Genomic DNA, 12,005 nt, shown 5'->3' on the forward strand with positions numbered 1-12,005 from the left:
TGCCAGAGCGTTTCCGGCTTTGCCAAGAATCTCTGTTTTCGCAGCTCAGAGCCGCGTTTTTTTTTGAAAACGGCGCCGGGGGGCCCCCCCCCCCGGGCGGGGGGGCGGGGCCCCGGGCCCGCGGGACCGTACCCCCGCGGCCCGGGATCGTCCGCTGCCGGCACCGTCACGACCATGGAGAATGTTGAAAGGGTCCCGCGAGAAGGCGGCGTCCGAGCTGTTCGCCGCCCTCTACCCGCGCCTCGCCGGCTGGTGCCGCCGTCTCGTCGACGACGACGGGACGGCCCACGAGATCGCCTCGGAGGCGTTCACCCGGCTCTGGTCCCGCTGGACCTCCGTGGCCGAGCCGCGGGGATTCCTCTACGTCACGGCGGCCAACCTCGTCCGGGACCACTGGCGCAAGCTGGAGCGCGAACGCAGGGCCGTGCACCGGGCCACCGCCGAGCTCGCCGTCGGCCCGCCGAACGAGCAGGCCGATCCGTCCGTACGCCTGCTCGTGCAGTCGCTGCCCGAACGGCTGCGCGTCCCGATCCTGCTGCACTACTACGCTGACATGCCGATCCGGGAGGTGGCCGCGCTGACCGGGCGCAAGGAAGGAACGATCAAGGCCGATCTCCACGCGGCCCGCGAAACGCTCCGCGCCCACCTGAGGAGAAGTCTTGATCACACACTCTGACGACGGTCCGGACTTCGGCCCCGACGACCCGCTCGCCGTCATCATGCGGGCCCCTTCCGAGTACCTCTCGCCACCGCCCGGCCGTTACGAGGCGATCCGCCGGGGCGCGGCCCGTCGCCGGCTGCTGCGCGCCGCGGCCGGGGCCGCCGTGGCGTGCGCCCTCGGCGCTCTCGTCGTGCTGCCGCTCCGGTCGGCCGCGCCCGAGGCGCCCGTGTCCCCGGTGGTCCCGCTGGCCCCGCCGCCCGCGAGCAGCCCGTCGGCCGAGCCCACTCCGTCGGTCTCGCCCGGGCCGGTCAGCCCCCGTCCCGGCGCGAGCGGCCCTTCGCGCCGGACACCGGCGCCCAGTACCGTGCCCACGGCCCGGACGACCGCCGTCCCCACGCTCACCCGCACTCCGTCGGCCACGCGGGCGTCCACGCAGGCGTCCTCGCCCGCGACCGCCCGGCCGTCCGCCGCCCGGACCGGGGCCGTTCCCACCCCGTTCAGCGGGGACCAGCGGTAACCGTCCAGGGGCCAGTGGTAGCCGTCCAGGGGGACCAGCGGTAACCGTCCCGGCGGCCGGCGGCAGGGGGATGCCGCCACCCATAAAGCAGTCCTTCAGCGGCCATAAGTCAGCCTTATGAGGTCATAGCCCGGACCCGCCTACTGACTTAGGTTTGCCTCAGTTTAGGCTTCCCGTCGAGTCCCCTGCCCCTGCTCGAAGGGAATCTGATCATGCCTCGCCCTCTGCGGGTAGCCATTGTCGGAGCCGGCCCCGCCGGAATCTACGCCGCCGACGCGCTGCTGAAATCCGCAGTGGCCGCCGAGCCCGGTGTCTCCATCGACCTGTTCGAGCGGATGCCGGCCCCGTTCGGTCTCATCCGTTACGGCGTCGCCCCCGATCACCCCCGGATCAAGGGCATCATCACCGCCCTGCACCAGGTGCTCGACAAGCCGCAGATCCGCCTCTTCGGCAACGTCGACTACCCGCGCGACATCAACCTCGACGATCTGCGCGCCTTCTACGACGCGGTGATCTTCTCCACCGGCGCGACGGCCGACCGTGCCCTCGACATTCCCGGCGTCGACCTCGACGGCTCGTACGGCGCGGCGGACTTCGTCTCCTGGTACGACGGTCACCCGGACGTCCCGCGCACCTGGCCGCTGGAGGCCGAGAAGGTCGCCGTCCTCGGCGTCGGCAACGTCGCGCTGGACGTGGCCCGCGTCCTGGCCAAGACCGCGGACGAACTGCTGCCCACCGAGATCCCGCCGAACGTGTACGACGGGCTCAAGGCCAACAAGGCCCTCGAGGTCCACGTCTTCGGCCGCCGCGGCCCGGCGCAGGCGAAGTTCAGCCCGATGGAGCTGCGCGAGCTGGACCACTCGCCGAACATCGAGGTCGTCGTCGACCCCGAGGACATCGACTACGACGAGGGCTCGATCGCCACCCGGCGCGGCAACAAGCAGGCCGACATGGTCGCCAAGACCCTGGAGAACTGGGCGATCCGCGACACCGGCGACCGCCCGCACAAGCTGTTCCTGCACTTCTTCGAGTCGCCGACCGAGATCCTCGGCGAGAACGGCGAGGTCGTGGGCCTGCGCACCGAGCGCACCGCCCTCGACGGCACCGGGAACGTCAAGGGCACCGGCGAGTTCAAGGACTGGGACGTCAGCGCGGTCTACCGTGCCGTGGGCTACCTCTCCGACAGCCTGCCCAAGCTGCCCTGGGACGTCGAGTCGGGCACGGTGCCGGACGCGGCCGGCCGCGTGCTGGAGGACTCGGGCGAGCACCTGGGGTCCACGTACGTCACCGGCTGGATCCGGCGCGGTCCCATCGGTCTCATCGGTCACACGAAGGGCGACGCCAACGAGACGGTCGCGAGCCTGCTCGACGACCACGCGAACGGCCGTCTGCTCACGCCCGCTTCGCCCGAGCCGGAGGCCGTCGACGCCTTCCTCGGTGAGCGGGACGTCCGTTTCACCACGTGGGAGGGCTGGTACCGGCTCGACGCCGCCGAGAAGGCGCTGGGCGAGCCGCAGGGCCGCGAGCGCGTGAAGCTCGTCGAGCGCGAGGACATGCTGCGGGAGAGCGGCGCCTGAGCCGCCGGTGCTCCGGACGGGGGCAGTTTTGAACACGTTCAAGTCGGGGCGTACGCTCCCGGTATGAGCGACAGAGCCGCCCTGCTCCGGGGCATTCGCGTTTGGCTTGCCTTTTTCGTCGTCAGTCTGGTGCTCAGCGGCGCCACGGCCTTCCCGCTGGTGCACGAACTGCACTGGACCGAGGACCTGTTCCGGGCCCTGTCCGTGCCGGAACACCTGCCCGTCCTGATGGACTGGATCGAACGCGTGAGCCGCGGCCTCGACACCGCCGACGCCCAATACCCCTTCCTGCTCTACGGAACGGACTGGCTGGCGTTCGCGCATCTCGTCATCGCGGTCGCGTTCTACGGTCCGTACCGCGATCCGGTCCGCAACATCTGGGTCGTCGAGTTCGGGATGATCGCCTGCGCCGGCATCGTCCCGCTGGCCCTGATCTGCGGACCGATCCGTGGAATTCCCTTCTGGTGGACGGTCGTCGACATGTCCTTCGGGATCTTCGGGGTGATCCCGCTGTACCTCGTACGGAAGAAGATCAAGCGCCTGGAAGCGCTCGGCGCCGGACCGAAAGCCGGACCGGTTGCCGTGCCGGCGCCCGCCGGCTGACCGTCGGCTCAGTCCCTGCGCAGGGCGGTCAGCGCGTCGATCCGGTTGGTCGTGATCGAGTCGACCCCCGCGTCGAGCAGGCGGCGCATGGAGCGGCGGGTGTCCGGCGTCCATACGGACAGCAGGTGCCCGTCGCGGTGGACACGCGCCGCGAGATCGCGACTCACCAGCGGGAAGCGGTAGTTGAGCCAGCGCGGGCGTACGACGTCGAGCAGGCCCGGGCGCGGCGGGGCCAGGGTCGTCCAGGTCAGCGCGATCTCCGCGGACGCGTCGGCCGCCCGCACCGCGAGCATGGCGGGGGCCGAGGCGCAGTAGTACACCCGCTCCCCGGCCCCGCACGCCCGCACCACGTCCACGATCTCGCGCGCGACCCGCACGTCCACCGCTCCCGGCAGATCGACCATGACCCTGCTGTCGCCGGTCGCCCCGAGGGCCTCCGCCAGCGTCGGCACACCGCCCGCCGTGAGTCCGCGTACCTCGTCGCCGGAGAGCGAGCCCAGCGGCCGGTCGTGTCCCCACAGCCGCTTGAGCGTCGCGTCGTGCAGCAGGACGGGTACACGGTCGCGCGTCAGGCGTACGTCGATCTCGACGGCGTCCGCGCCCTGGTGGAGCGCGGAACGCAGTGAGTCGATCGTGTTCTCACGGACGCGGTAGGGGTCGCCGCGGTGGGCGACTGCGGTCACGGTGCGCATGGGGTCATTGTGACCGGGTCAGAGCGCGAGCCAGGTCGCGGCGTACGTGTCGATCTCCGCGGCGAGTCCGGCCTTCTCCGTCGCGCCGAGGAACGACGCGTGCACCGCGTTCTTGGCGAGCTCCGCGATGCCCGGCTCGTCGAGACCGAGGAGGCGGGCGGTGACCGCGTACTCGGTGTTGAGGTCGGTGCCGAACATCGGCGGGTCGTCGGAGTTGACGGTGACCGTCACCCCGGCCGCCACGAACTCCTTGACGGGGTGTTCGTCGAGGGTACGGACGGCACGGGTGGCGATGTTCGAGGTCGGGCAGACCTCCAGCGCGATGCCGTGCTCGGCGAGATGGGCGAGCAGCCGCGGGTCCCGGGCGGAACTCGTGCCGTGGCCGATGCGCTCGGCGCCGAGGACGTTCAGCGCGTCCCAGACCGTCTCCGGGCCCGTCGTCTCACCGGCGTGCGGCACCGACCGCAGTCCGGCCGCGCGGGCACGGTCGAAGTAGGGCTTGAACTGGGGCCTGGGCACGCCGATCTCGGGGCCGCCGAGCCCGAAGGAGACGAGCCCCTCCGGCCGCAGCCGGTCGTCGGTCGCGAGCCGTACGGTCTCCTCGGCGGCCTCCAGACCGGCCTCGCCCGGGATGTCGAAGCACCAGCGCAGCACGACACCGAGATCGGCCTCGGCGGCCTTGCGGGCGTCCTCGATCGCGTCCATGAAGGCGCGTTCGTCGATTCCGCGCCGGGTGGACGACCACGGAGTGATCGTCAGTTCGGCGTAGCGCACCTGCTGACGGGCCATGTCGCGGGCGACCTCGTACGTCAGCAGCCGCACGTCCTCGGGGGTGCGGATGAGGTCGACGACGGACAGGTACACCTCGATGAAGTGCGCGAAGTCCGTGAACGTGAAGTAGTCCGCCAGCGCTTCGGGGTCGGTGGGCACCCGGGAGTCGGGGTGGCGGGCGGCGAGCTCGGACACGATGCGCGGGGAGGCGGAGCCGACGTGGTGGACGTGCAGTTCGGCCTTGGGCAGCCCGGCGATGAAGGTGCGCAGGTCGCGGGCGTCGTCGCGTGCGGTGATGTGCTCGGTCAACGGGTTCCTCCCCGGAACGGCGTCCCTGGGCCGTTTCGGTCCGGACGCGGGTGATCGGCTGATCGACGGTTCGGGATCATCGTAGGCGGCCACCGCCGTCCGGGCCCGGTGCACCCCGCGCGGGGCGAGCGGGCCGTCGTACGACGGGGATCCGCCGCCCGTGGCCCGGGCCGTAGCATGACGGAACGTACGAGAGAGGGGACTCGCCCATGTCCGACGACGCCCAGAGGCCGACAGCGCCACGCGACGCGGGTGCGTGGGCTCCACCGGGCGGGGCGGCCCCGGTGCCCGCGCGGGACGGGTCCCCCGAGGGGCGTGGACCGTCCGGTGCGGGAACCGTGCCGGGTTCGGGTCCCGCCGAGGACGCGGCACCCGAGGCGGATCGCGCGTCGGCCGGTCCGGATCGCGCGATACCCACGGCCGGTCGGGACCACGCGGTGTCCGCGGCCGGCCCCGATCCCATGACACCCGGCCCCGGTCGAGCGGCACCTCCGGCGGACGGCGGCAGGGACGGCGGACCGGACAGCGGTCCGGGCGGTGGCTCGGGCGGCGGACCTGTCTTCGGGGCCGAGGAGGCCACGACGTGGGTGGACAGGGCGTTCGACGACGGAGCGGGGCACGCGGCACCCTCGTGGGGCGGGGCCTTCGGCTCGGCGCCCGCGGGCTCGGTGCCCGCGCAGGGCACCGGCCCCTTCGCCGCCCCCGGACCCGACGCCCGGGTCTCCCTCGGGAAGCCCGGCCCCGCGCCGCGATCCGAGCTCGACCCCTGGGCCCCGCCCGAGGAGATCTCCTCGCCCGGCAGAACCGTACGGGGGAGCAGCGCGCCCCCTCCGGCGTACGGGCTTCCGACGATCACCTCGCTGCCCGGGGCTCCGGCCCCGCCCGGACCCGGGCACCCCGGCGGTCCCTGGGACAACCCCTTCGCGCCGCCGGCGGCCCGCACCCCCTACCCGCAGCCCTTTCCCGGCGAGCCCGTCCCGCCGCCGCCGATCGCCCCCGGCGGTCCCGGTCTCCCGTACGGCTACGGCTACCCGCAGTACCCCGGCTTTCCCGCGGGTGCCGCCCACCCGGGCGCGCCCGGATACGGCTGGCCCCTGAGCCGGCCCATGCCGAGCAACGGGCTCGGAACCGCCGGGCTCGTGCTGGGCATCATCGCGGCGGTCCTCTTCATCGTGTGGCCGCTGGCGATCGTGCTGGGCGTCCTCGCCGTGATCTTCGGACTGGTCGGCGGGGCCAAGGCACGTCGCGGCGAGGCCACGAACGCCGGGCAGGCGCTGGCCGGGGTCATCTGCGGAGCCGTCGGGCTGGTCCTCGCCGTCGCCGTGTTCGTCCTCGTCATCGTCTACGCCCCGGACGACGGCGGCGGTGACACGGGCGGCGACGGCTTCTCCACCTCCCTGGTGACGCAACAGGGGCGGTGACCCGGGTCCGCGGCCACCGCCCCCGTGGACCGCTGCGGCGGCGGTGTCAGCCGGCAGTCGGGGGCTTCTCCTGCTCGGTCCTGCCCTCGGGGCCCTCCGTCCTCCCCTCGGGGCCCTCCGCCGTGCCTCCCCGGCCTCCGGGGTGGCGCAGGGCGCAGAAGAAGCCGACGGCGAGCGCGATGGCCATGCCGTAGAAGACGTACTGATTGGCCTCGGCGAAGTCCATCCGCACGTCCGACATCACCTCGCGCATGGTCGAAGCGGCCACGCCCGTGCCCGTCGGCCGGCGTGCGTCGGCGTTGCCCGTGACGGCCTGGGCGATGTCGTCGGCGACGTCGTGGGCCCTGGCCGACGACAGGCCGTGGGACGTGAGCGTCGAGACGACGTTGTCCGTCATCCTGTGCGTCAGGACGGTCCCGAAGACGGCCAGCCCGACACTGGCCGCGTAGTTGCGGACGGTCTGGGTGATGCCGGTGACCTCGCCGTAGGAGGCTCCGATGGACCGGTTCACGGCGTCGGTGGACGCGGGCGCCAGGATGAAGCCGATCCCGGCTCCCGCGAGGGCGACGTACGGCCACTGGTCGTGCATGGACAGGTCGGTCAGCTTGCCGGCCCAGAGGTAGAACCCGACCGCGCCCACGACGGTGCCGATCTTCAGGGCCGGCCGGGCGCCCTGCCGGTCGAGCATGCGGCCGCCCCACTGGGAGGCGATCGCGAAGCCCACGAAGAAGTACAGGAGATAGAGCGCCGCCTGGTTGGGGGAGGCGCTGAGCGAGACCTGCGCGTACACCGAGGCGAAGAAGAAGACCGGGACGAAGGCCAGCATGGCGAAGAAGAGCACCAGGGAGTCCACGGTGAACGCCTTGTCCCGGAAGACCGCCAGGTTGACCAGCGGATGGCGCCGGTCGCGTTCGTAGCGGCAGAAGAAGACCAGGACGAGGAGGCCGCCCGCGATGCAGGCCCAGGTCGCCACGCTGCCCCAGCCCCAGTACGCGGCCTGCTGGAAGCCGAGCACGCTCACTCCCATGCCCGCCGCGATGAGCACGGCCCCGACGACGTCCAGCGACTCGTCGCGCCGCCGGTCGGGGATGTGCGCCAGCACGGTCAGGACGAGGGCCACCACGGCGACGGGCACGTTGACCCAGAAGATCGCCCGCCAGGTCCATGCCGTGAGCCAGCCGCCGAGCAGCGGGCCGATGGCCGTCAGCGCTCCCGACAGTCCGAAGAACAGCGCCAGCGCCCGGCCGCGCCGCTCCACCGGGAACACGGCCACGACCACGGCGAGTGCCGCGGGGAACAGGAGAGCGGCTCCCAGGCCCTGGGTCGCCCTGAAGATGATCAGCCAGGTCTGGGCGAAGTCTCCCTTGGGCACACAGCCGCACAGCACCGAGGAGACGACGAACACGAGGGTGCCGACGACCACGACCCGGCGGGGCCCGAGCAGGTCGGCCAGCCGTCCGCCGAGGGCGAAGAAGGCGGCCAGCGACAGCAGGTAGGCGTTCACCACCCACTGCATGCCGGACGTCGAGAGCCCCAGCTCGCGGACGATGTCCGGCGCGGCGATGGAGACGATCGTCTGGTCGATGAACGTCATCGCCACCGCGAAGAGCATCGCCGCCAGCGCCAGAGACTGGCGGGGCGCGCGGGGCGCGGTGGAGGGGGTGTGGTTCTGCTCTGCGTACATGCCCGTCACACGGACAGTTTTGGCCGGTCGGGACGTTGCCGCATCCGGGGACCGCCCCCTCCGGGGCCTCGCCCCGGCATCCGCGGACCGCCCCCGCTCCTGGGGGCTCGCCCCCGGCGCGGTTTCTAGGAGCTCGCCTCCGTGGGCGCGTCCGCCGCGCGCAGTCGCTCGCGTGCCTCCATCAGGGCGAAGCCCAGCAGGTTCTCGCCCTGCCAGCGGCGGGGGTCGAAGGCGCCGTCGTCGTTCGCGGCGAGCCCGATGCCCCAGACCCGGTCCATGGGGCTCGCCTCGACCAGCACCCTCCCGCCCGTGCCCAGCAGGAACGCCCGCAGACCGGGGTCGGCGGAGAACTTGTGGACGCTGCCCTCGACGACGATCCGGAACCGCTCGCGCCGCCAGACGGCCTCGTCGAAGCCGCGCACCAGCCGCCCGGCCTTCTTGGCCAGCGCGGGGTTCGCGGCGCCGACCGCCTGCCGCTCGGCCTCGGCGTCGCGGAAGAGGCGCGCCTTGGACGCCATCATCCAGTGCTCGGCCGTCGCGTATTCGACCCCTTCGGCCACGAAGGGTGACGGCCACCACTGGCTGAGACAGCTCGGTCCCACCCGGCCGTCCGGCCCCGGGCGGTGCCCCCAGAAGTGCAGGTACTTCACCGGCGTCCCCGACGCGACGGCACTGATCAGTGCGTCCCGTGTATCGATCTTCCCCATGCATGCCACTTTGGCACGCACCACTGACACACCGTCCCGCCTTTTCCGGGAGGACTCGACACCTGGTCAAAGGATTCCGTCGCGTAACCAAAAGGCAACAACGGAATCACTTGTTGGAGTCCCTTTGCTCTGCCAGGATCGGCACTCAAATCGAGCTGGAGCTACGCCGACCCCCGTTTCGACGGGGAGGACGGCGGAGGAGAGCGACATGCACAATCCGGGCCATCGCTTCCAGGCGCAGGACCGCCTCGCGGACGGCGCGCAGTACATCGGAGGCCGTCTCACCCAGGGCACCTCCGGTCGCATGCACGCGGTCGTGGACCCCGCCACCGGCGAGGAGGTGTACACGTACGAGCTGGCGAGCACCGCCGACGTGGACGCGGCGGTGGCGGCCGCCCGCGCGGCCTTCCCCGGCTGGGCGGCCACCACCCCCGGGGAGCGGTCCGACGCGCTGCACCGGTTCGCCGCCGTGCTCGCCGAGCGGGCGGAGGAGTTCGCCCAGGCCGAGTCGCTGCAGTGCGGAAAGCCCCTCAAGCTGACCCGCGAGTTCGACGTCCCGGGAACCATCGACAACACCGCGTTCTTCGCGGGCGCGGCCCGGCATCTGCAGGGCCAGTCGGCCGGTGAGTACTCCGGCGACCACACCTCGTACGTACGCCGCGAGCCCATCGGGGTCGTCGGTTCCATCGCGCCCTGGAACTACCCGCTCCAGATGGCCGCCTGGAAGATCCTCCCGGCGATCGCGGCCGGCAACACGATCGTGCTGAAGCCCGCCGAGCTGACCCCGCTGACCTCCCTGCTCTTCGCCGAGGCGGCCACCCACGCGGGCATCCCGGACGGTGTCGTCAACGTCGTCACGGGTCTGGGCAAGGAGGCCGGTGAACACCTCGTCGGCCACCCCGACGTCGTCATGACGTCCTTCACCGGGTCGACCGCCGTCGGCAAGCGCGTCGCCGAGATCGCCACCGCGACCGTCAAACGCCTCCACCTGGAACTCGGCGGCAAGGCCCCCTTCCTCGTCTTCGACGACGCGGATCTGGAGGCCGCCGTGCACGGCGCGGTCGCCGGGTCGCTCATCAACACCGGCCAGGACTGCACGGCCGCCACGCGCGCGTACGTGCAACGGCCGCTCTACGACGCGTTCGTCGAGCGCACCGCCGCCCTGATGGCGACCGTCCGCGTGGGCGACCCGTTCGCGCCCGGCACCGACCTCGGCCCGCTGATCTCGCACACCCAGCGCGACCGCGTCGCCGGATTCGTCGACCGGGCCCGCGGCTACGCGCGCGTGGTCACCGGCGGCGAGGCTCCCCAGGGAGAACTCAAGAGCGGCGCCTACTACGCGCCCACGCTCGTCGCCGACGCCGCGCAGGACAGTGAGATCGTCCAGGCCGAGATCTTCGGCCCGGTGCTCGTGGTGCTGCCCTTCGACACCGACGACGAGGGCATCGCGCTGGCCAACGACACCCCGTACGGACTGGCCGCCTCCGCCTGGAGCCGTGACGTCTACCGGGCCAACCGCGCGACCCGCGAGATCAAGGCCGGCTGCGTGTGGGTCAACGACCACATCCCGATCATCAGCGAGATGCCGCACGGCGGTTACAAGGCATCCGGCTTCGGCAAGGACATGTCCGCCTACTCCTTCGAGGAGTACACACAGGTCAAGCACGTCATGTTCGACAACACCGCGGTCGCCAGGAAGGACTGGCACCGCACGGTCTTCGGGGACCGGCCGTAGCCCGTTCACCGGCTACGGCCCTGTGGCAGACCAGGCCGCGACCACGGCCGCGACCCTTTCGAAAGGGCATCAGAGCATGGAGCAGTACGAGCCCGAACGCCTGTCCCCGGTGCAACTGGCCGCCATGCGGCGCAGCTTCCGGAACGGCAGGGCGTCCCTCACCCGTCGTTCACTGCTGCGCGCCTCGGCGGGCGGCGCGCTGGCCGTCGGCGGACTCGGGGCGCTGAGCGCCTGCGGGATCCCCGCGGCGGGCAGGACCCAGGGCGGCACGTCCGCCCAGGACCACTCGGCCACGGAGAAGACCCTCAACTTCTCCAACTGGACCGAGTACATCGACCTCGACGACAGCGGCAAGCACCACCCGACGCTGGAGGCCTTCCACAAGCGGACGGGTATCTCGGTGAAGTACACCGAGGACATCAACGACAACAACGAGTTCTTCGCCAAGATCAAGCCGCAGCTCGCCGCCGGCCAGCCCACCGGCCGTGACCTGATCGTCCTCACCGACTGGCTGGCCGCGCGCGTGATCCGCCTGGGCTGGGTGCAGAAACTCGACCCGTCCAACCTGCCGCACGCCTACACCAACCTGTCGCCGCAGTTCCGCAACCCGGACTGGGACCCGGGACGCGCCTACTCGTACCCGTGGCAGGGCATCCCCACCATCGTCGCCTTCAACAAGAAGGCGCTCGACGGGATCGAGGTGAAGTCGGTCTCCGACCTCCTCGACAACCCGAAGCTCAAGGGCCGCGTCTCGTTCCTGTCCGAGATGCGCGACACCATGGGCATGACCCTGCTCGACATGGGCAAGGACCCGTCGAAATTCACCGACGACGACTTCGACGCGGCGATCGCCCGGCTCCAGAAGGCCGTCGACAAGGGCCAGATCCGCCGCTTCACGGGCAACGACTACACGTCCGACCTGACCAAGGGCGACATCGCGGCCTGTGTCGCCTGGGCCGGCGACATCGTCCAGCTCAAGAACGACAGCCCGGACGTCGACTTCGTCATCCCCGACAGCGGCTACATGACGTCGACCGACAACCTGCTGGTTCCCAACAAGGCGCGTCACAAGACGAACGCCGAGCGGCTGATCGACTTCTACTACGAGCCTCAGCAGGCCGCCGAGCTCGCCGCGTACATCAACTACGCGACGCCGGTCGAAAGCGTGAAGCCCTACCTTGCCAAGATCGACCAGGACGCGGCGAACAACCCGCTGATCGTCCCCGACAAGGCCATGCAGGCCAGGTCACACTCCTTCCGCGCGCTGAGCCAGAAGGAAGAGACCGCCTACGAAGAGAAGTTCGCGAAGCTCACAGGGGCGTGACGAT

General features: G+C 71.5%; 10 protein-coding genes and 1 pseudogene. 6 read left to right on the forward strand and 5 right to left on the reverse strand.

Going from position 1 to position 12,005, the window contains the following annotated elements:
- Positions 1-184: 184 nt before the first annotated feature.
- Complete coding sequence (locus ACFXGX_RS17265) at positions 185-676, forward strand: RNA polymerase sigma factor (RefSeq protein ID WP_384791391.1); 492 nt, start codon at positions 185-187, stop codon at positions 674-676.
- 84 nt (positions 677-760) lie between these two features.
- Here ACFXGX_RS17265 and ACFXGX_RS17270 read toward each other — a convergent pair whose 3' ends face one another.
- Positions 761-1,258: a hypothetical protein gene (locus ACFXGX_RS17270; RefSeq protein WP_384791220.1), complete on the reverse strand. Its 498-nt coding sequence runs from the start codon at positions 1,256-1,258 to the stop codon at positions 761-763.
- 132 nt (positions 1,259-1,390) lie between these two features.
- Here ACFXGX_RS17270 and ACFXGX_RS17275 point away from each other — a divergent pair, with 132 nt between their 5' ends.
- Both ACFXGX_RS17275 and ACFXGX_RS17280 read left to right on the forward strand, forming a co-directional pair.
- On the forward strand, positions 1,391-2,755 hold the full coding sequence (locus ACFXGX_RS17275; RefSeq protein WP_384791224.1) for an FAD-dependent oxidoreductase: 1,365 nt from the start codon (positions 1,391-1,393) through the stop codon (positions 2,753-2,755).
- Positions 2,756-2,818: 63 nt separating this feature from the next.
- On the forward strand, positions 2,819-3,358 hold the full coding sequence (locus ACFXGX_RS17280; protein ID WP_384791227.1) for a hypothetical protein: 540 nt from the start codon (positions 2,819-2,821) through the stop codon (positions 3,356-3,358).
- Between the two features lie 8 nt (positions 3,359-3,366).
- Here ACFXGX_RS17280 and ACFXGX_RS17285 read toward each other — a convergent pair whose 3' ends face one another.
- Positions 3,367-4,050, reverse strand: a complete 684-nt coding sequence (locus tag ACFXGX_RS17285) for a glycerophosphodiester phosphodiesterase (RefSeq protein ID WP_384791230.1) — start codon at positions 4,048-4,050, stop codon at positions 3,367-3,369.
- An 18-nt stretch (positions 4,051-4,068) separates the two neighbouring features.
- Positions 4,069-5,223 (reverse strand): annotated as a pseudogene (locus tag ACFXGX_RS17290) (adenosine deaminase).
- 494 nt (positions 5,224-5,717) lie between these two features.
- Between ACFXGX_RS17290 and ACFXGX_RS17295 the strand changes: the two are divergent.
- The gene (locus ACFXGX_RS17295) at positions 5,718-6,551 is read left to right on the forward strand and encodes a DUF4190 domain-containing protein (RefSeq protein WP_384791233.1); all 834 of its coding nucleotides are present in this window, start codon (positions 5,718-5,720) and stop codon (positions 6,549-6,551) included.
- Positions 6,552-6,597: 46 nt separating this feature from the next.
- Here the strand turns inward: ACFXGX_RS17295 and ACFXGX_RS17300 are convergent, their stop codons facing one another.
- Positions 6,598-8,235 carry an MFS transporter gene (locus ACFXGX_RS17300; protein WP_384791394.1) on the reverse strand — a complete coding sequence of 546 codons (1,638 nt, stop codon included), beginning with the start codon at positions 8,233-8,235 and terminating at the stop codon, positions 6,598-6,600.
- Positions 8,236-8,360: 125 nt separating this feature from the next.
- Entirely contained in the window at positions 8,361-8,942 is a 582-nt protein-coding gene (locus tag ACFXGX_RS17305) for an NADAR family protein (RefSeq protein ID WP_384791236.1), read from the reverse strand.
- A gap of 208 nt (positions 8,943-9,150) precedes the next feature.
- Here ACFXGX_RS17305 and ACFXGX_RS17310 point away from each other — a divergent pair, with 208 nt between their 5' ends.
- A complete protein-coding gene (locus ACFXGX_RS17310; protein ID WP_384791239.1) occupies positions 9,151-10,677 on the forward strand; it encodes a gamma-aminobutyraldehyde dehydrogenase in 1,527 nt (508 codons plus the stop codon).
- Between the two features lie 76 nt (positions 10,678-10,753).
- On the forward strand, positions 10,754-12,001 hold the full coding sequence (locus ACFXGX_RS17315) for a spermidine/putrescine ABC transporter substrate-binding protein (RefSeq protein ID WP_384791242.1): 1,248 nt from the start codon (positions 10,754-10,756) through the stop codon (positions 11,999-12,001).
- Positions 12,002-12,005 lie beyond the last annotated feature (4 nt).

Origin of the sequence: Streptomyces sp. NPDC059371 (assembly GCF_042751995.1) — a bacterium.
Classification (GTDB): domain Bacteria; phylum Actinomycetota; class Actinomycetes; order Streptomycetales; family Streptomycetaceae; genus Streptomyces.

Excerpts from the sequence above, each read along its gene's own strand:
- ACFXGX_RS17300 (WP_384791394.1), bottom strand. The coding sequence starts at position 8,235 with ATGTACGCAGAGCAGAACCACACCCCCTCCACCGCGCCCCGCGCGCCC.
- ACFXGX_RS17275 (WP_384791224.1), top strand. The coding sequence starts at position 1,391 with ATGCCTCGCCCTCTGCGGGTAGCCATTGTCGGAGCCGGCCCCGCCGGA.
- ACFXGX_RS17305 (WP_384791236.1), bottom strand. The coding sequence starts at position 8,942 with ATGGGGAAGATCGATACACGGGACGCACTGATCAGTGCCGTCGCGTCG.
- ACFXGX_RS17280 (WP_384791227.1), top strand. The coding sequence starts at position 2,819 with ATGAGCGACAGAGCCGCCCTGCTCCGGGGCATTCGCGTTTGGCTTGCC.
- ACFXGX_RS17315 (WP_384791242.1), top strand. The coding sequence starts at position 10,754 with ATGGAGCAGTACGAGCCCGAACGCCTGTCCCCGGTGCAACTGGCCGCC.
- ACFXGX_RS17285 (WP_384791230.1), bottom strand. The coding sequence starts at position 4,050 with ATGCGCACCGTGACCGCAGTCGCCCACCGCGGCGACCCCTACCGCGTC.
- ACFXGX_RS17310 (WP_384791239.1), top strand. The coding sequence starts at position 9,151 with ATGCACAATCCGGGCCATCGCTTCCAGGCGCAGGACCGCCTCGCGGAC.